8 protein-coding genes are annotated in these 20,180 nt (G+C 56.3%); 3 read left to right on the forward strand and 5 right to left on the reverse strand.

What is annotated here, in order from left to right; translation table 11 throughout:
- Nucleotides 1-60 precede the first annotated feature (60 nt).
- The 3 genes from DCN14_RS38025 (at nt 61) to DCN14_RS18055 (ending at nt 6,634) form a co-directional block, all read left to right on the forward strand.
- Nucleotides 61-4,215 carry a glycosyltransferase gene (locus DCN14_RS38025; RefSeq protein WP_143331678.1) on the forward strand — a complete coding sequence of 1,385 codons (4,155 nt, stop codon included), beginning with the start codon at nt 61-63 and terminating at the stop codon, nt 4,213-4,215.
- 227 nt (nt 4,216-4,442) lie between these two features.
- Nucleotides 4,443-5,711 carry a BNR repeat-containing protein gene (locus tag DCN14_RS18050; RefSeq protein WP_162826222.1) on the forward strand — a complete coding sequence of 423 codons (1,269 nt, stop codon included), beginning with the start codon at nt 4,443-4,445 and terminating at the stop codon, nt 5,709-5,711.
- 74 nt (nt 5,712-5,785) lie between these two features.
- The gene (locus DCN14_RS18055; protein ID WP_096504996.1) at nt 5,786-6,634 is read left to right on the forward strand and encodes a glycosyltransferase family 2 protein; all 849 of its coding nucleotides are present in this window, start codon (nt 5,786-5,788) and stop codon (nt 6,632-6,634) included.
- Nucleotides 6,635-7,282: 648 nt separating this feature from the next.
- Here DCN14_RS18055 and DCN14_RS18060 read toward each other — a convergent pair.
- The 5 genes from DCN14_RS18060 to DCN14_RS18075 form a co-directional block, all read right to left on the reverse strand.
- Nucleotides 7,283-8,194: a glycosyltransferase family 92 protein gene (locus tag DCN14_RS18060; RefSeq protein ID WP_205212608.1), complete on the reverse strand. Its 912-nt coding sequence runs from the start codon at nt 8,192-8,194 to the stop codon at nt 7,283-7,285.
- A 46-nt stretch (nt 8,195-8,240) separates the two neighbouring features.
- A complete protein-coding gene (locus DCN14_RS38030) occupies nt 8,241-9,506 on the reverse strand; it encodes a hypothetical protein (RefSeq protein ID WP_143331677.1) in 1,266 nt (421 codons plus the stop codon).
- A gap of 399 nt (nt 9,507-9,905) precedes the next feature.
- On the reverse strand, nt 9,906-11,072 hold the full coding sequence (locus DCN14_RS18065; RefSeq protein ID WP_096504994.1) for a nucleotide sugar dehydrogenase: 1,167 nt from the start codon (nt 11,070-11,072) through the stop codon (nt 9,906-9,908).
- 53 nt (nt 11,073-11,125) lie between these two features.
- Nucleotides 11,126-12,484 carry an aminotransferase class I/II-fold pyridoxal phosphate-dependent enzyme gene (locus DCN14_RS18070; RefSeq protein ID WP_096504992.1) on the reverse strand — a complete coding sequence of 453 codons (1,359 nt, stop codon included), beginning with the start codon at nt 12,482-12,484 and terminating at the stop codon, nt 11,126-11,128.
- A gap of 7 nt (nt 12,485-12,491) precedes the next feature.
- A complete protein-coding gene (locus DCN14_RS18075) occupies nt 12,492-20,129 on the reverse strand; it encodes a type I polyketide synthase (protein WP_096504990.1) in 7,638 nt (2,545 codons plus the stop codon).
- Between the last annotated feature and the right edge of the window lie 51 nt (nt 20,130-20,180).

The following is a 20,180-nucleotide window of genomic DNA, read 5'->3' on the forward strand; positions in this document are numbered from 1 at the left end:
TGCGCGGGACCTTCGGGAATTTAGAATAATGAATATGATGTGCAGATCGAGGGAAAGGAAATGAGCAAAGGGAATGACGTGCGTCATCAATTCAGGAAGGGCGAAACTGGCAATAAAGAAGCCGAGGGTAAAGAGATGTCTGACAAAGCGGATGTGCCCCGGAAAGCCGGTGGTGGAATTTGGAAGAAATTACGGAGAGTCGCTGGCTATTCAGTAGACGATATTGGTGGTAAGCCGGCAAATCGAGACGCCGTTCTGATTCAAAATTCTGGATTGTTTGATGTCGATTGGTATCTGACGCAGTATCCTGACGTGGCCGATGCTGGGGTTGATCCGCATCTGCATTATCTACTTCATGGTGCGGTTGAAGGAAGAAACCCTGGGCCCAATTTCAACACATTTTATTATCTGGATAAATATCCGGATGTGGCGCAAGCGAAGATAAATCCGTTGGTCCATTTCATTCGGCATGGAAAAGGTGAAGCAAGAAGTGCTTTTCCAAACGAGCGGGGTGATGTGGTTGCAAAGAAGCGCGCCAGCGATGCAAGAGCGATCAAGATTGAGCACGCTGAACGTAAAGGGACTCCGAGTATTGAGGTGAAAGTTTCTGAGGAGCGGGAGAAGTTAATCAAATCCGCTGATGAAGTGGTTTCGCAAAAAGAAAGCGCGTCTTTGGAACGTAATGTAAAGAAAATCGATAGCAAAATATCCACGTCATCGGGTGCACAAAAATCAACCGCCTCAAGTCGCATCAAGGGCAATGTGGACGTTGTTGATGAAAAGGGCGTGACTGGATGGGCTATTGACACATCCAAACCCGGGCAGCGGATAGAGGTGAAATTGCTGGTCGAAGGGCAGGCGATTTTCTCCATTGATACATCGATTAATCGTCCTGATGTTTCACGCGCGGGTATGGAAGGAAAGATTGCGGGGTTTTTTATTCCTTTTCCACCAGGACTGCTGGAAAAAGGGCAAAAAATCGAAATTCGTGCCGGAGGAGGCACTCTGAGGAATGGAGTTCGGGTAATCGAAGACGCTCGGCCCAAAGGATCAACTCCGCTGTCGGAGTATCTGCCTTCGCTCCAGAGAGGGGATGTTCTACCGGTTACAGTAATTGTACCTGTATACAATGCTTGGGAGGCTGTATCTCTGTGCCTCTCGTCTCTGGCGGCAAACCTAACTTCCGATGTTGAAGTTCTGGTCATGGATGATGCGAGTCCCGATCCGCGGATTTCGCAACTGCTCAAAGAATATCAGGCGGTGTCCGGGTTTCGAGTCCAGCGAAATTCTGTCAATCTCGGTTACACGCGAAATATTAATGCCGCGATAAATTTGTGCCCTAATCGGGATATCGTCTTACTTAATAGTGACACGACAGTTACCAAAGATTGGCTTCGAAATATGCAATACTGCGCTTATGCGCAGTCGAGAGTCGCTACAGTCACTGCTCTTTCGGATAATTCTGGGGCATTTTCTGTTCCCGAAATTGGGCAATTTAATCCTTGCCCTCCGCATTTGAGTCCTGAAGATGTTGGGTATGTCGTAAGGCAAAGCGGTGCCGGCGTCGGAATTCCAGTACCTACGGGTAATGGATTCTGTATGTATATAAGAAGAGCTGCCCTAAATGAAATAGGAGCATTTGACGAAGAAAAATTTCCTCGTGGATACGGAGAGGAAAATGAATTTTGCATGCGCGCCGTCTACGCCGGTTGGGTAAACGTCGTTTGTGATAAGGCTTATGTGCTTCACCAGCGATCACAAAGTTTTCAAGGTGAAAAGACGACGCTTATTGCCGCGGGATCGAAGCAAGTTCTCCAGGAGTATCCGGAGTATAAAGTTTTAACCCGACGTTTTTCTGATATGGAATTTTCACTTCTTCGGGCTCGGATTCGAGGGCGTCTAGCATCGGCGCGTAGAAGGAATATTTTACCCAGAATTCTTTACGTTATTTCGACTCAGACTGGTGGTACGCCTCAGACCAATATGGACTTGATGCGTGCGATGCAAGGTCGATATGATTGCTGGCTTTTGCGCTCTGATGGCATGCGGGTAACGCTTTCGCATCTGCGAGGAAGCGAGCTCGTTGAAATTGAATGTAAAGATATTTCTCAAGAAATTGATCCGTATACGCACCGCTCTGCAGAATACGATCGAATGGTCCTGGATATGATGTATCGCCACTCGATTGACTTGCTACATATTCGACATATTGCTTGGCATAGTGTTGGACTCGCAGAGTCGGCTAAAGCGTTGCATATTCCGGTTATATTTTCGGCGCATGATTTCTATGGTGTATGTTATTCGGTTAACTTGATCGATGCCGACAACAAATACTGCGGAACAAAGCTATCAGGCGCGAAATTAAATCCACTGTGGCCGAAGCATAACATTCCGGACGGCTTTTCTGTGCGCTGGCGCAAGACTATGCTCGGCTTTTTGGAGTCTTGTGACCAACTCATTACGACAACTCCATCTGCGGTTTCGATATTTTCGGACGTCTACCCAAGTCAGGGGGGGAAATTTAATGTTATCCCTCACGGTCGAGACTTTTCCTCATTTGCGATGCTTGGGGAGGCTCCCCGTGCCGGAGAACGCATTCGAATTCTTATACCAGGGAATATTTCTGTAACGAAAGGTGCTCTGATATTGGAGAAAATGGCGCAACTCGATACGAAGGGTATATTTGAATTTCACTTTCTCGGAAACGCAATATCTCAGTTGAAGCATATCGGGGTGCATCACGGAATCTATGCGAGAAATGAGTTTCAAGATAAGGTCGCCTCAATCAAGCCGCACATTGGTCTAGTTCTGTCAATTTGGCCAGAGACGTACTGTCACACTTTGACCGAAATGTGGTCCTGTGGAATTCCGGTGCTTGGAATTGACCTTGGAGCGGTCGGTGATCGTATTCGTTCGACCGGCGGCGGATGGTTGATGCCTCCGAGTTCGTCCGCTGAGGAAGTTTTTTCTTACATTAATCGTCAACTTAGTGATGGTGACGGTTATAGTAAAAAATTACAATCTATTAGGCATTGGCAGGACACCGAAGGTAGTTATAACACCACTGCTAATATGGCGACGCAATATCGATCGATTTATCGATCGGTGATGAAGCCGAAGAAACCGCCGATGCTCCGTTTGGGTATGTTGCTTAAAGGGGTGAGTCGCGGACGACATTGGCCCACGGCTCATATTAGAGTTCTTCGTCCGTTAGCTGCTGCTGCAGCAACGGGTGAATTGGATGCTCGTTCGGTTTCGGTTCCTTGGCTCCTTGCGGGCGGTGTAACTCAACTAGACGCACTTTTGATACAACGGGATGCGTTAAAACCAGAGGATGCTGCTCGAGTTTTAGACGCCTTGGATAAGGCTGGATTGCCTTGGATTTATGAAATAGACGACATGTTGTGGGAGTTGCCTGCGCAGCATAAAGATCATGGAGTTGACCGAGCTCAGGCCTCATCTATTTTGAAGTTGGCTGCTCGGGCGTCAATGGTTACATGCTCGACGGATATCTTGGCGAGTGAGTTGAGATCTGTTGCACGAAATGTGCAAGTAATTCCAAATGCCTTGGATGAGGATCTTTGGTGCGCTCCATTAAATCAGAATTTAGTGGATAAGGTTGCCAAGGAATATAATTTCAAAGATGGGCGGCAGCGATTAATTTATATGGGATCGAAATCTCACGCCGCTGATTTGGAAATGGTGGAGGCTGCCTTGGCTAAGGTAAAGGCGGAGATGCCCAACTTACATATTATTCAAATTGGCGGCGGTAAGCGCCTGTCGATGGGGGATGAAATCGAGCGACCGGAATCATTGTTTGAGTATCATGATTTTGTTCCATGGTTCCGAGCGGTTTGCGCGAATTCGACAATTGCGATTGCGCCATTAGTTGATAATGAATTTAATAGGAGTAAGTCTGATATCAAGGCAATTGATTACGCTCTGGTCAGTACTCCGGCGGTATACAGCAAGGTTCCGGCTTATAAGAGTGTCCTCAATGGGCAAACGGGATTGGTCGTCGAAAATAACCCAGATGATTGGGCCCGCGCAATATTGAAGTTGCTCAACAGTAAGCAATTACGGACTCATATTAGGAAGAATGCTCTCGAGAAGGCGCGATTGCTACGAAAAAGTGGTATCGCCGATCAGTGGTTGAGTGCAATTCGAGACGTTGCGATGATGAGAGAGAATAGCGTGAATTCGAAGGAAGTATAATTTAGTAACTTGCTATGGAAGAGCAGGCCGTGCTTTTATCGTGGTGACTATCGATTTAAGTTGATGTCTAGAGAGTGTAAAAAATGGTTAGATCAAAGCGATATATGGCAACGTGGCTATTCCTTCTTTGGGGGAGCACGGCCTGGACGGCATCGGAAGGTGCGGTTTTTCCTGATTGTCAGAAAGTTACGCCCGAGGTAGCCTCGGGTGGTATGAGTCGGTATGTCGTGGATCAAGGATGGTCCGGGACTCTGATTGGCTATGAGGGGATAAGCGATGGGCGAAAAATCTATACTGCATATTATGATAAGGATCGATGGTTGACGGTAGCGAGTCTTGAACCGTCAACGAATATGTTTTGTAAGATTCGATTGTCTTCGAGATTTAGCGGATGGGATAGCCATAAGTATCCTAAGCTTGCCTTAGATGCCCATGGGATACTTCATGTGGCTGCTAATATGCATGATTCACCTTTGGTGTACGCGCATGCTCAACAGCCGGGAAGTATCGAGGGAATGAAATTGGATGCGATGACAGGGTTAAATGAAGATCGAGTGACGTATCCAGTTTTCCTCCGGGCGAAGTCGGCAGGACTGCTGTTTTTTTATCGAGATGGAAGCAGCGGAAACGGACTATGGTATGTAAATCATTTTGTAAAAGGAAAATGGGTTCGATTGGTTGATAAGCCGATTTATGAGGATAGTTGGTCTGGGCGAAGCGTTAGTGCCTATCCATCGTCACCGTTCCTTGATTCTGACGGAATTTATCATATCGCCATTGTGTGGCGTGAAAATCGCGACGTTAAATCAAATTTCGCAATTAGTTACGTGAAAACGCCGGATTTTATTAATTTCTTTTCGGCGAAGGGCGCGCGACTGACTTTGCCTATTTCTCCAGATTCTAAGTCTTTGGTGATGAATCCAGGCCCTTCCGAGGGATTGGGAAACAACGCACGAGTTGTCGCTGGAGAAAACGGCAAGCCTATCATATTTTATACAAAATATGACGAGGAAGGTCGAAATGGGGCCTATGTAGCGAGTTACAGCGGCGGAACCTGGATCGATAAACGATTGGATTCGTCTAACGAGCGAATAGCTATACAAGGCACTGGTTCGATAAAAATGCCTGTTGAATTTGAGAACGAAGGGAGTGATGCCGGTCAACAGCAGGTCTCTGTTTATGTGAAGATATTGGGTAAGCCTTTGTCGAGATATGTGATCTCGACTATTGATTTATCTAATAGAAAATATCTAATTCAAACCGAAAAATCTGCAAAAACTACCGCCTTGACAATCCCAGGAGGTATGGAGAATTCGGCGCCGCTAAGTGGTCCGGTGTATTTGGGAGTAAGCGGGACAGGTAAAAAAATTGGGGCGATACGATATTACGCACAGCTTCCAAACGGAGATAAGCCGCGTGTATGTACGAAAAAGTTCCCTATGGCTTGTAATCCGGTGCCGTCGCCGATTGAAATTGATCTAAATGCTGTAAATTAATATGTTTGTTGAGTATTGGTTTTGTTTTCTGGAGGTAAGGTGATAATGCTAAAGTCGGTGCCGAGGGAGGTCGAATGAGAATTGGCCTCGTTGCTATTGCAAAAAATGAAGGGCGCTATCTTGCGGAATGGATTTCTTATCATCTCGGCCTCGGGTTTGATTATATAGCAATATATGATAATGAAAGTGATGATGGATCGGATAAGATAATCGATGAGCTGTCTGGTTTTCTTCCCGTTAAAAGAATATTCTGGAAGAATGTTAATGGCGTTTCCGCGCAGCAGTCCGCATATAATGATTTTATTAAGAATCACGCGGGCGGATTTGATTGGCTGGCATACTTCGACCTTGATGAATTTCTGGTTGTGAAGGACGGGCGAAGTTTTAGGGATGTTATGGGAGCTTTCCCTGATGATGTGTCAGCTATTGGAGTAAATTGGCTGACGTATGGCAGTTCAGGAAAACTGGATTCGGATTATGATCTCGTGACAAAGGAATTTAAATGGGGGAGGTTTCGAGATTTTGATAATAATTACCATATCAAAACTTTGCTAAAACCGGATCGGATCTTGAAAATGGAGGTTCATCATTGTGAGGTTATTTCTGGAAAATACATTCGCCCGAATGGCGATTTGATTGATTTTCCGAAGAAAAATGGTATTTCTGATAAAATAGATCATAGTGTTTTTCAGTTAAATCATTATCAAGTGAAATCGAGGGGCGAGTTTGTGAAGAAAATAAATAGAGGACTTGCTAGCGTTCCCATTGATAACGCATCACATTTCAGAAAGAATTTCGATGCGCTATTTAAGAAAATAGATGTTCAAGAAGAGATGTATCATGAAATTGATGAGTCTTTTTTTGAGGGTGAATTGTATAACCGTTGCCGCAGCGTTGGTGAGAAACATCTGATCTCTGAATGAAAATTTTAATCGCGGCACGTCGTGATATCGGGTTGTTAATTCGATAATTTTTGTTGAGTGGTGTCATAAGATTGCTCAAAAAATAATCCCTCTCCTTGTGTTGTTGAGAGGGGAAACACTTTGACAGCGCGGGACCGAGCTGCGAAGCGACGGCTCGATTCCTGTATCGCTAGACATTTGCGAGTTTACGGGGTTGGAGCGAAGCTGCCGGTCGATCCATTGATTCCGACGTGCTCGAGTGCGGTCGGTTGGACGGGGTCTGGCTTTGTAGGTCCGTATGCTGAGCGAGTTGTACTGCGGAACGCCGCGCGTGTACTCTATCGGAAGCGCGGGCGTTAAGTATGTGATTGCTGGCACGATGGTTACGGAAAGGGAGCCACCCGTCCTACCTTTATATGCTGAGGCTGCGCCAGAGCTGTGAAGGCGCTCTTACAGGATGGTCCAAAGTTGCCGAAGAATAACAGTCGCGCGATGCGCCCCGTCTGAAGAATCAGATTGATCCTAGTGTGTACGCAGGGCAATGCTAAGTGCAAGAGGCGTTGCGGACATTGTTTGTGCTCGCATTGCTTCGATGCGGACCGACGGCAAGATACTCATGCTATTGATAATATATCGTCTTAGCGAGTAAGGTGAGTTGTTCTGAGATGATTATTTGCGATCACTCCAGGTAAAAAATTTAGATATTCGACTTTTATTTGCGGGAGTGGGGAGCTCAGGGCTGGCGTTGATCATTGCGGACAAGTTATCCATTTCGGCCTTTGTTGCGATGGAAAAATGAGCTGCTATTAGGCATTCCTCGTCATTGCGATCGTGGTGTAGAAAGTATCGCTTATGCTTAATGCGCCCTTCCTTTGAAGCGCTCCCGCGTTTACTTTTTCCAAGCAAAAACTCTTCTAGTGATTTGGTTGCGTAATGATTGACTCTCACGCCATCCCATATGACAGAGTTGCTTAAGCCATTTCCATGCTTGATGTGTGGAACGATATCTCGCTCGTTCGTCGTAACGTATCGACCAGATTCTAAGTTTACGTGATGCGGGTTGTGAAAATGAAGTGCTCTGTCGGGACGCACTATTGTCTTGTAGTGATGATTTACCGTGCATTCCCGCTTGGCGCGACGAGTAAAGCGATCGATGACAAGACCATCTTCGATGAAAAGATGGCCGGACGAACCGAAATTTGCCCAATTGACGGCAATTGCCGATACGGACGGATCCGAAAAAATTTTGTCTATTATTGGCGTGACGGTTGACGCTCCATCTGTCGGGACAAGAAATTCATCGGCGTCAATAAAGGCAATGGCGTCGCAGCTTTTTCTGGATAAATCCAGCAGTGATGCGTAGGCAGGTAGTTGTGGTTTTTGATTCTCGATAGTAGGAAAATCAATTAGTGTGACAATCCCGCAATTTTCGAGAGCAGCGAGCATGTCGCGAGTTCCGTCGGTGCTGTCGTTATTCGCGATGAAGAAGTGAGTGACTCCGATTATTCGATGGTAGGCAATCCACTCCAATAAACTATCGGCTTCGTCCTTTACAATGCCGGCTATACCTAATTTAATCATAATTTACCCTATATTAATTGAGTTAATGGGGTGCGGTTTGGGTTAATTAGATTGGTGTGTATAGCTCCCAGCGATTTATTTGAGATGTTCTCAGGCTGAGTTTTCCATTCCTTTCGGTGCTGACGACTTGTTTTCCATCCGATAGTGCGACTCGACCATTGGTGAAACGGTAGTGTATAACAGACTGCAGAGGAGTGGTGGTGTCTTCGGTGCCAAAGGTCACGGAAGTAGAGTCGTAGACGACAGCTAAGTTTCGTACGCGCAAAACACCAGTATTGAATTGTTTTTCTATTGATGCTATTTCCCACTCATCTGATTGGTGTTGAAGTGTGTTGGCATCCATTGCTTCGATTGCGCCCGTTTTCGTGTTCTTGCTAAGAATTTTCCCATTCCAGCTGACCAGTGCAAGATGCTCTTCTGAAATCGCCTGATTTATCCAATTGGGTCTTAGGTTATTTATTTTATTTCCATTAAATGTATGAATTCCATTTCGGTATTCGCTTAGGGTTGCGAATTTTACTTTATGGATATCCGTTTTTCTTGATATATGTTTAATTGCCTTGAGTGAATGGGGTTCCCATCTTGGTGAAATTAGTGTTTCTATGTAAAATTTATTTTCTATCTTTAATGAATTTGTTTTTTTTCGAACTGCGATAAGATTTTCTTTGTTGGGGTTTTCTGAGTAATTTAGGATGGCCAGAAAAAAGTCCGACCCAGCTAAGATCGATGTCGCATGATGGTCCGTGAAGCAAAGCGGTATTCTGTGCGTTTCCGGGTATATGCTTTTTATGTACTGCGCGTGTGATTCATCTATCGGATGACGAGGATCTGACACCATTACTATAGTGCCAGTAATGTCGCTTTGGGCGATCGTCATCTCTTTGTTCAAAATCGGATCAAATAAATCGCAATACCGATGGTCGTTTATTATCTCGGGGTCGATGGTGGCTTGAGGTACGTAAGCTATGGTCCGAGTGAATTTTAAGAGTCTTGAATATTTGATAGCGGCATAGCCTCCCATCGATCCTCCGTACCCAATTATTTGGCAGGATGCCGATATTTTGGAGAATAAAACTTGTGCTGCGCGATTTATGGATTCTTTGGGGTACCAATTTGGCCGTTTTGCCATAATTCCGACGAAAGAATATCCGGTTTTGGTGATAAGTCGTTCCCCCCAAAATAGATCTTGGCCTTTTTTGTGGAGATTCGATTTGTCTCCAAAGCATATTATTACGACGTCGGTTTTTTTGAGACTTGGAGTGTGCTTGCAGATTATATTTTCGTCTTCGAAAAAAAATTCGCTTTCTTGCATTGCGTGTACCTCATTGAGGAGCTCGACCGTATGTTGTGGGGGCGTCCTGAATTCTTTGTGCACCGATGGGTGTTCTCGCGATGTCGCCGGGCATTAGGAGCAGTGCGACTGCAACTACTGTGTCGAAATCGCATCTGATCATCGCCGGCATATCTATTTTTTTGCGCTGATATGGGCGGCTGATCGAACTGCACTAACATAACATCGGAACTCCATACGGGTGCTTAGTGAATACGATGCCAAGCGGAAAACCTCCTGGCGTGTGAGTTACTGAGAATCAATTTCATTGAATATGCCGGCATCACGCACGCATTCGATAGCGACCTAAGTAAAGAGATCTACATGCAAGGTATGGAATTTTTTGATCTAAGGCCGGCTAGAGGCGGCTCCTAAATTTTGCTAATCGCTTCCGAAAAGATCCCGCGTATAAACTTTTTTTGCTACATCTTCTAACGATGTAGCAATACGATTGCTGATAATCACATCCGATTCCGTCTTGAACGCCTCAAGATCCTCGACGACTCGCGAATGGAAGAACTCCGATTCCTTCAGCGCAGGCTCGTACACGATGACCTCCACGCCCTTCGCCTTGATCCGCTTCATCACGCCCTGGATGCTTGACGCCCGGAAGTTGTCGGACCCGCTTTTCATGATGAGGCGATAGATCCCGACCACCTTCGGCTTGCGACGCAGCACGTCTTCAGCGATGAAGTCCTTGCGCGTCGTATTCGACGCCACGATCGCCTGAATCAGGTTCTGCGGCACGGCCTTGTAGTTGGCGAGGAGCTGCTTGGTGTCCTTGGGCAGACAGTATCCACCGTAGCCGAACGACGGATTGTTGTAATGGCTACCAATCCGCGGATCAAGACAAACCCCGTCGATGATCTGCCGCGTATCCAGCCCGTGCGTCGCCGCGTAGGTGTCGAGTTCGTTGAAGTACGACACACGCATCGCGAGGTAGGTATTCGCGAAGAGCTTGATGGCTTCCGCTTCCGTCGAGTCGGTAAAGAGGACCGAGATGTCCTTCTTGATCGCGCCTTCCTGAAGCAGTTCGGCGAACACCTTGGCTCGTTCCGATTGTTCTCCGACGATGATTCGCGACGGATGCAGGTTGTCGTGCAGCGCGCGACCTTCGCGCAGGAATTCGGGGGAGAAGATCACTTGATCGCAATCCAGCTCCTGTCGAACCTTCGCCGTGTATCCGACCGGCACGGTCGACTTGATCACCATCACCGCACGCGGATTGATCGCCTTCACGTCCCTGATCACGGCTTCGATCGAGCGCGTATTGAAGTAGTTGGTCTCCGGATCGTAGTCCGTCGGCGTGGCGATGATGACGTAGTCCGCCCCTTCATAGGCCTCGTGCTTGTCCAGCGTCGCCCGGAAGTTCAGGCGCTTGTTCGCGAGATAATCCTCGATCTCGGTATCGATGATCGGAGACTGCTTGCGATTGAGCATCTCCACTTTCTCGGGAACGATGTCCAGTGCGACGACTTCGTGGTGCTGAGCGAGCAGGATACCGTTGGAAAGCCCGACATAGCCGGTGCCGGCGATAGCGATTTTCATGAGTCGTTGATTGATTTGGAATTGGAATGGACCGCGTACTCAACGTACCGGGACTATCGTTTCTCGAGCAACCCCTTCATTGCCTGCACGGTCTGGTCGATCTGCGCTTCACTATGCGTGCAAGCGATGAAAAACCTCAACCGCGCCGACTGCTCCGGCACCGCCGGATAAAGAATGGGCTGCACATTGATTCCTTGTTCGAACAGGGCGTCCGACCACTTGGTCGCCCGTAGCGAGCTGCCGAGAATCGCCGGAACGACAGCAATTCCCGCGCTGCTGCCCGTATCGATTCCCACCGCCTTGGCCTGCGCAAGAAAATACTGCCCGCGCGCCTGAAGCGTGGCCACGCGCTCGGGCAATTCCAGCATGCGCCGCAGCGCTGCGAGCGAAGCGGCCGCAACCGGCGGTGGCATTCCCACGCTATACAGGAACCCCGGCGCCAGAAATTTCAAATGCTCGATGAGCGCCGTCTCGCCGGCAATATAGCCGCCGCAGCCGGCCAGCGATTTGCTCAGCGTGCCCATCCAGATGTCGACGGCATCGCCGGCAAGGCCGAAGTGCTCGCGAATCCCGCGCCCCGTCTTGCCCATCACGCCCAGCGAATGGGCCTCGTCCACCATCAGGAACGCCCGGTGACGGCGCTTGATGTCGACGAAGCGCGGCAGGTCGGGGTAGTCGCCGTCCATGCTGTAGATGCCTTCCAGCACGATCAGCACGCGCTCGAACTGATGCCGCTGTTCCGTCAGCAGCCGCTCGAGCGCATCGGCGTCGTTGTGCGCGAACGAAAAGCGCTTCGCGCCCGACAGCTGGATCCCCTGCAGCACGCTGTTGTGGATCAGTTCGTCGTGAATGACGAGATCACGCGGCCCGAACAGGTAGCCGATCGTCGTCACGTTGGCCGCATGGCCGCTCACGAACGTGATGGCGTCGTCCACGCCGTACAGCTCGGCGAGCGCGCGTTCGAGCTCGCGGTGGATCGGCCGTTCGCCCGACACCAGGCGGCTCGCGGATACCGACGTGCCGTAGCGGTCGATCGCATCTTTCGCGGCTTGCGAGACGACGGGGTCGCCCGACATGTCGAGGTAGTTGTAGCTGGCGTAATTGACGTACGTATGACCGCCGATGCGGGTTTGTGCACCGGCCGTCCCTTCATGCAGCTTGAAGAACGGGCTGCGCAAGCCAAGGCGCGCCGCGCCGTCGCTCATGATGCGCAACTGCCGATAGCCCGGATACTGGTCGAAGCGCGTGTAGGCTTCCGGCACGGAAGCCGCCGTCCTGCGGCCCGCCGCCGGCGCGGCCGCGGGCTGCTCGCGCCCGGCTTCACGCAGCTTGCGCTCGAGCGCCTGCTGAATGAGCTTGTTCTTCAGGGCCGAGGTGAGGCCCGGCAGTCCGGTGGTTTTGGTCTTGCTCATGTCGCGCTTATCGGATCATGCGTTCCGGCTTGTGGCCGGCTTCTTGTGCAGCCTTGATTTCGTCGGTGAACTCGGCGATCGCTTCGCTGGAAACATCCTCGGTATGCTGGGCCACGACGTGCGCAACCTGCTGGGCAACGGTGTCGGGCTCGGCCGGCTCTTCGCCGCGCAGCACCTCGATCAACCGCGTGGCCAGCTTGGTCATGGTGGGGCTCTCGGAGAGTGCCATCACCGGCAGCCGGACGCCGAAGCGGCTTTCGAGCGCCACCACGAGCTCCACACCCATCAACGAATCGAGGCCCATATCGTAAACCGAACGATCGGGGTCGATCTTGTCCGCGGGTACGCGCAGGATCTCGCTGACTTCGTGCTTGATCATGTCGACCACGGCCGGGTGCAGCTCCTCGTCGTTCAGCGTGGCCAGCAACTCGGCGACGTCGTCGCTGCCGTCCTCGTCCTGATGCGACGTTGCCGCGTCGCGCGCGACCCAGGCGAACTTGGGCGTCTGCGCGCTCGGCAGGAAGCGCGACAGCGCACGCCAGTCCAGTTCGAGCACGCCGAGGTCGCCGACGTTGCCCAGCAGCATGTCTTCCAGCGCATCGAGCGCCGTCGCGGCGGGCAGGGCGCTGCCGCCCATGCGGTTTTGCAGCGCGTCCTTGACCTTCTGGTTGCGCGCGAGGAAGCCGGCATCGGCAATCGCGCCCCAGCGCGGGCTGGTCGCGGGAAGCCCGCGTGCGCGCCGCAGGCGGGCCAGCGCTTCGAGCCAGCCGTTGGCGGCCACGTAGTTCGATTGCCCCGGGTTGCCGAACAGCGTCGTGCCCGACGAATGAAACACGAAGAAGTCGAGCGGCAGTGCGCAGGTGAGTTCGTCGAGATGCAGTGCGCCGACGATCTTGGGCGCCATCACGCGTTCGATTTGCGCGGCGGTTGCGCCGCGCACGAGCCCGTCGTCGATGACCATCGCGGCGTGCACGATGCCGCGCAGCGGCGGCATGTGCGCATCGACGTGTGCAAGCAGCGCGGCGAGCGCTGCGCGATCGGTGACGTCGCACGCGGCGGCATGCACGTCCACGCCGCGTTCGCGCAGCGCGGCGATCGCTTCCTTTGCCTCGTCCGATGCGGGGCCGCTTCGGCTCGCGAGTACGAGGTGGCGCGCGCCCTTGTCGGCCAGCCATTGCGCGGTGCGCAGGCCGAAACCGGACAGGCCGCCGGTGACGAGATAGCTGGCCTCGTCGCGCAAACGCAGTTCGTCCGCGGGGGCGGCGGCTTGTGCCGCCGCGCTTGCCTGCAGGCCTCGACGATAGGTCACGACGATCTTGCCGATCTGGCGCGCCTGTTGCATATGGCGGAACGCGTCAACGATATCGTTTGCATCGAAGGCGTGATAAGGGAGCGGACGGAGCACGCCCTCCTCGAACAGCGCCATCATCTCGCCGTACAGGCGTCGCGTCAGGTCCGGGCGCTTCGACATCAGCTGGTCGGCGTCGATGCCGAAGTAGCTGATGTTGTTGCGGAACGGACGCAGGCCGATGCGCGTGTTTTCGTAGAAGTCGCGTTTGCCGAGTTCCAGGAAGCGGCCGAACGGCTTGAGCGCGCGCAGGTTGCGGTTGATGGCTTCGCCCGCGAGCGAATTGAGCACGACGTCGACACCTTCGCCATCGGTCGCGGCGAGGATCTCGTCGGCGAACTCGAGCGAGCGCGAATCGTAGATGTGCTTCACGCCCATCAGGCGCAGGAAGTCGCGCTTCTCGTCCGAGCCCGCGCTCGCGTGAATCTCCGCGCCGATCCATTGTGCGAACTGGATCGCGGCGATGCCGACGCCGCCGGCCGCGCCGTGGATCAGCACGCGCTCGCCGGGCTCGAGCCGGGCGAGGTGGTGGAACGCGTAGTAGACGGTGAAGAACGTGCTCGGAATGGTGGCCGCGGCCTCGAACGACAGGCTGCGCGGAATGTGCGACAGCGCGCTCGACTGCGTGACGACGCGGTTGCCGAAGCTGGCCGGCCCGAAGCCGACGACGGCGTCGCCCGGCTTGTATCCGGTGACCTTGCGGCCGACGCGCTCGACGACGCCCGAGAACTCGAGCCCGAGCGTCGGTCCGGCAAAGCCGTTTTCGATCGCTTCGTCGGACAGCAGGCCCAGCGTATACATCACGTCGCGGAAATTCAGGCCGGTGGCTTCGACGCGGATCTGCAGCTCGTCCTCACGCACGTCGGGCAACGTATGGGCTTCCCAGCGCAGGTTGCGCAACTGGCCGGGCACCTCGAAGCCGAGACGCAGCGCGGTATCGGTCGCGGAAGCGGGTGTCGCCGGCGCTGCGGAATGCGGGCGCGGATTCTTGCGCAGACGCGGCGCATAGCGCTCGCCCGCTGCGCCGAGCGCGACTTCCTGTTCACCGTCCGGCCACAGCAGCTCGCGCGCGAGCGCGTCGAGCGGCACCGGTTCGGTTTGCGGCAGGTCGACGAGGCGAACGTCGAATCCGGCGGCCTCGTTGATCATCGTACGGCCGTACAGCCATAGCGAAGCGTCGTTCAGCGTCGCGTAGCGGCTGCTCGGCGCGCTCGGCAGGAACGGTGCGGCGCCGGCCGTCAGCAGCCACAGCGTGGTCTTCAGGCCCGCGCGCTCGCACGCCGATGCGAGCCCGGCGGCCAGCGCGCAGCGCTGCACCTGGGCTTGCAGCAGGCGTTGCGGATCGTCGCCGTCGGCGAGGTTCGCGCCGTATGCGAGGCCCGCGAGATGCACGATGCCACGAATGTCGCCGAGCTCGGCTTGCGCGCGCTGGAGTACCGCATCCAGCTGCTCGGGCGTGACGTCGGTCTCGACGCGCACCGGCAGGCGGCGACGGCTCGACAGATGGTCGGCGAGCTTGCGTGCGGGGCCGGATTCGCCGGCCGTGTGCGCATCCGAGAGAATCAGCCAGCCGCCTTGAGGCGGTTGCGGCTGCGCGACGGCGGCGGCTTCGACCGGCAAGCCGGCCGCGAGCAGATACGGGCCGCACGCGCTTTCCGGTGCGAGTTCCAGCGGCTCGTCACATTCGAGGCCGAGTTGCGCCAGCTCGGTTTGCCAGTAGGCGGCCGTGCGTTGCGGCGAGACCGGCGTGCCGTCGGCGCGCTTGGCCCACCACGCGGCATTGCCGCCGAAGATGAAGTCCATCCACGCGGCCGGTTGCGTGCCCCACAGCAGCAGCGTGCCGCCGGGCTTGAGGCGGTTCGCGCCGTATTGCAGCGCCAGCCGGGCCGCATCCGGGTTGCCGAAGTCGCAATGGAAGACGATCAGGTCGGCATCGCGGCCCGGGCTTGCCGCACTCGCATCGATCCGCTGGACCGACAGCTCCGGGCAATGCTCGCGCAGGCGTTCAGCGTGTTCGAGCGCTGCATCCTCGGAGCTGGCGTAGCTGAAGTCTGCCACCGCGAAATCGAGATGGCGGCACAGGTCGGCGGTCGCGCGAGATGCGCCGGCGCCGATTTCCACGATGCCGACGCGCTGCTCAGGCGCGCGCGCGACCAGCGCCTTCTCGAGGTGCGCGCTCAGCGTGTCGGACAGCCGCTGGTTCGCTTCATCGCCCAGCACGTAGTGCGTGAGCTCGACGGGCGTGACGTCGCGCGGGCAGACGTTGGCCCACGCGGCCGAGCCGGTCAGCAGGGCCGGCAGGTGCAGGCCGACACGGCCGGTCGCGTGAACCAGCGTGAAGTAGTCGGGGTATTCGCGCAGCAGGCTGTTCCAGATGTCGCCGGTGCTGGCGCCGTCGTCTTGCGGCACATCGATCTGCCAGTCCTGCGAATCCGGCAGGCGGCGCGCGCTGCGGCCGAGCGCCCAGTCGAGCAGCGGGGCGGCGTGCGGTGCGGCATCGCGACAAGCGGTGAGCGCGGAGGCGTCAAGCCGGCCGTCGGTCGACAGCGTCAGCAGCGCTTCGGCGGCATAGCGGTCGCACAACGTTTCCAGCAGCGGATCGACTTCCTGCGCATAGCGTTCGAGCAGGCCGTCGGTCGCGATGGAGCGGACCGTCGCGCGCAGCGCGGGCTGCAGCGCGTTGCGTCGCAGCGCGGTATTCGCGGGTTGCTGGCTCTGCGGATGCGGGCTCGGTGTGGCGGCGTAGTCGAGGAACGAGAGCGGCTCGGTGTGCGCCTTCGCCAGGCGCACGCTACGAAAGCGTGCTTCGCTGACGGCCGCGATCTGCTGCCCGTGTTCGTCGAAGATCGCGAATTCGGCGGTGAGCGAATGCGGCGCCCGCTTCAGCAGGCGCGCACGCACGCGGTGCGGCGTGCCTTGCCCGGCGCGCCAGCGCAGCCGGCCGATACGGGTCGGCACGAACGCGATGCCTTGTCCCAGTGACGGATCGTCCTTCAGCATCTGGATGATGAGCTGGAACGTGCAGTCGAGCAGGGCCGGGTGCAGCAGGCTGTGGGGCAGGCTGTCGGCCAGCGCTTGCGGCGCGTGCAGCACGGCCACCACGCTTTGCGGCGATTCGAGCCAGCCGTGCGACACGGCCTGGAAGGCCGGGCCGTAGTCGAGTTCGGCCGCGCGTGTCAGCGCGAGGTGCGTAGCGCCGGTGAAGTCGGGCTCGCGTTCGGGCAGCGCCGGCGCGATTTCGGCCAGTTGCTGCGCGTTCGCGCCCGACAGCAGGCGGCCGCTGGCGTGCACGGTCCACGGATCGGTGCTGCCGACCGGCTTGCTGCGCAGCCTGAAGCGGCCGTCGCCTTCGTCGAGCGACAGGCGGGTGATCTTGCTCGGCGCGGTGGACAGCAGCAGCGGCGCATGAATCTCCAGTTCCTCGATGTCCGCGTGGTCGCCGGGGTGCCATTGAAGCGCGGCGGCGAGCGCGATTTCCGCGAAGCCGGAGCCCGGGAAGACGGTCGCGTGGCCGACCACGTGGTCGGCGAGCCACGGCTGGAGCAGCGTATCGAGCTGGTTTTCCCATGCAGGTTGGGTCTGCTGGGTCATCCTGTAGCCGAGCAGCGGATGAACGCGACGGCGGCCGAGCTGGTTCAGCGACTCGGTGGTGACCGGGTGCCAGTAGCGCTCGCGTTGCCATGCGTACGAAGGCAGTTTGGCGCGGGCCGCGTCGCTCGGGAAGAACCGCGTCCAGTCGATCGGCGCACCGCTGATCAGCGTTTGCGCGGCGGCTGCCTGCACGCGCTCGGGCGCGTCGTCGGTGCGGCGGCCGGTCGGGATGCAGTGACCGGTCTTGCCGTGCTGCTTGAGCGTTTCGTTGATGTAGTTGCGCAGCACGGGCGCCGGGCCGACTTCGATCAGCACGTTGCTGCCTTGCGTGACGAGACTGTCGAGCGCCTGCTCGAAGCGCACCGGCACGCGAATGTTGCGCCACCAGTAGTCGGCATCGAGCGCGGTGCCGTCGAGCTCGGCGCCGGCGACGGTCGAGAAGAACGGCACGCTCGCGCGCTGCGGCCGGATAGGGGCCAGCGCCTGCTTGAGCGGGGCTTCGATCGGATCCATCGCACTGCTGTGGAACGCGTAATCGAGGTCGAGCTGCTTGTAGAATACGCGGCGCTCGGCGAGCACCTTGCCGACCTGCTCCAGCGCGTGCGGCGCGCCGGCCAGCGTGGCGCCCTTGGCGCTGTTGTAGCCGGCGACGCACAGCGCGTCCTGCAGGCCGAGTTCGTCGAGCAATGCGGCGGTGGCGACGCCGTCGATGCCGACGGCCGCCATGCGTCCCTTGCCCTTCGTGAGCCCCTGCTGCTGGCTGCGGTGATAGATGACCGCGACGGCATCGGCGAGCGAGAGCGCGCCGCATGCCCACGCGGCGGCGACTTCGCCGACGCTGTGTCCGACGACGGCGGTGGGTCGCACGCCTTGCTCGGCGAGCATGCGCGTCACGCCGACCTGCAGCGCGAACAGCGCGGGCTGCGCGATTTCGGTGCGCTCGTAGATGCCGTCCTGCGCGTCGCGTTCGAACAACGCGTTGAGCGACCAGTCGGCGAGCTCGGCGAACATGCGATCGATTTCGGCGATCGTCTGCTTGAAGACCGGGTGCGCGAGCAGCTTGCTGCCCATCCCCGCCCATTGCGAGCCGTTGCCGGAATACACGAAGACCGGGCCTTGCGCGTCGCGCACGCCGACGCCTTCGTGGATCGACGGGTTCGCCGCGTCGTCGGCGCCGAGCTGCTCGAGCAGCTGCGCGACATGTTCGCTGTCGGTGCCGAACACCACCGCGCGCTTTTCGTGCCAGTCGCGACGCAGCGCGGCTTCATGCGCGACGTCGTACAGCGCCGGTGCGCCCGGGCCGCGCAGCGTGTCGGCAAGCTTGCGGGCGTTGGCCTGCAGCGCCGCGCTGCTGCGGCCGGTGACGATCATGGGCACGGCGGCCGTCGTTGCCGCTGCCGCGCGCGTATCTGGCGTGCCGGCCGCTTCGGCGGGCGTTTGCAGGATCACGTGCGCGTTGGCGCCGCCGAAACCGAACGAATTGACGCCGATGGTCAGCGTGCCGGTTTCGCGCAGCGGATACGGCTTGGTCAGGACTTCGATGTTCCAGTCGTCGAAGCGGATGTTCGGATTGAATTCCTTGATGCCGATCGTGCCCGGCACCACGCGATGCTGGAGGCTGTAGATCGCCTTGACGAGCCCGGCGACGCCGGAGGCCGCTTCGAGGTGGCCGAGGTTGCTCTTGACCGACCCGATCGGCAGCGGCGCATCGGCGGCGCGGCGCTGGCCGAGTGCCTGCCCGATTGCGCGGGTTTCGATCGGATCGCCGACCGGCGTGCCGGTGCCGTGGGCTTCCAGATAATCGATCGCGCTCGGCGGAATGCCGGCCTGCTCGTAGACCTGGCGCATCAGCGCGGCCTGGGCGTCCACGCTCGGCACGGTCAGGCCGGACTTGCGGCCGTCGGTGTTCACCGCGGTGCCGGCCACGACGGCGAGGATGCGGTCGCCATCGGCCACGGCCTGGTCGTAGTCCTTCAGCAGGAACAGGCCGCCGCCTTCCGAGCGCACGTAGCCGTCGCCGGACGCGTCGAAGACCTTGCAGCGCCCGTTGGGCGACAGCATCGACGCCTTCGAGAACGTGATGAAGCCGTACGGATGCAGGTGCAGGCTGACGCCGCCCGCGATTGCGTGGCTGATTTCGCCGTTGGCGATCGCGCGGCAGGCGAGGTGGAAGGCCACCATCGCCGACGAGCACGCGGTATCGACGGCCAGGCTCGGGCCGCGCAGGTCGAAGACGTAGGACAGGCGGTTGGCCGCGATGCTGGCCGTATTGCCGGTCGCCATGGACGCATCGACCGTCGCGAGGTCGTCTGCCATCCGGTACGAATAGTCGGCGCTGGCGATACCGACGAACACGCCGCAGTCGCTGCCGCGCAGCGACGAAGGCTTGATGCCGGCGCTTTCGATGCTTTCCCAGCCGAGTTCCAGCAACAGTCGTTGCTGCGGGTCCATCAGTGCGGCTTCGCGTGGCGAAATGCCGAAGAAATCCGCATCGAAACCGGAGACGTCCCCGATCGAACCTGCGGCGAACGTGTAGGCGGTACCGGGATGCTCCTTGGCTGGATGCAGATAAGCATCTTTCGACCATCTGCCAGCTTCGACTTCGGTGACGCAGTCCTTGCCGTTGAGCAGGTCGTTCCAGTAGTGACGACTATCTGTTCCAGGAAATCGAAACGCCAATCCGACTAAAGCGACGCATTTGCTCATGTGCTTGTATCTTTCTTACTGGCTGACTGCGTGATTTCCCTGTTATTGCAT

Origin of the sequence: Burkholderia sp. IDO3 (assembly GCF_003366075.1) — a bacterium.
Lineage (GTDB): Bacteria > Pseudomonadota > Gammaproteobacteria > Burkholderiales > Burkholderiaceae > Burkholderia > Burkholderia anthina.

Excerpts from the sequence above, each read along its gene's own strand:
- DCN14_RS18075 (WP_096504990.1), bottom strand. The coding sequence starts at position 20,129 with ATGAGCAAATGCGTCGCTTTAGTCGGATTGGCGTTTCGATTTCCTGGA.
- DCN14_RS18065 (WP_096504994.1), bottom strand. The coding sequence starts at position 11,072 with ATGAAAATCGCTATCGCCGGCACCGGCTATGTCGGGCTTTCCAACGGT.
- DCN14_RS18060 (WP_205212608.1), bottom strand. The coding sequence starts at position 8,194 with ATGATTAAATTAGGTATAGCCGGCATTGTAAAGGACGAAGCCGATAGT.
- DCN14_RS38030 (WP_143331677.1), bottom strand. The coding sequence starts at position 9,506 with ATGCAAGAAAGCGAATTTTTTTTCGAAGACGAAAATATAATCTGCAAG.
- DCN14_RS38025 (WP_143331678.1), top strand. The coding sequence starts at position 61 with ATGAGCAAAGGGAATGACGTGCGTCATCAATTCAGGAAGGGCGAAACT.
- DCN14_RS18055 (WP_096504996.1), top strand. The coding sequence starts at position 5,786 with ATGAGAATTGGCCTCGTTGCTATTGCAAAAAATGAAGGGCGCTATCTT.
- DCN14_RS18070 (WP_096504992.1), bottom strand. The coding sequence starts at position 12,484 with ATGAGCAAGACCAAAACCACCGGACTGCCGGGCCTCACCTCGGCCCTG.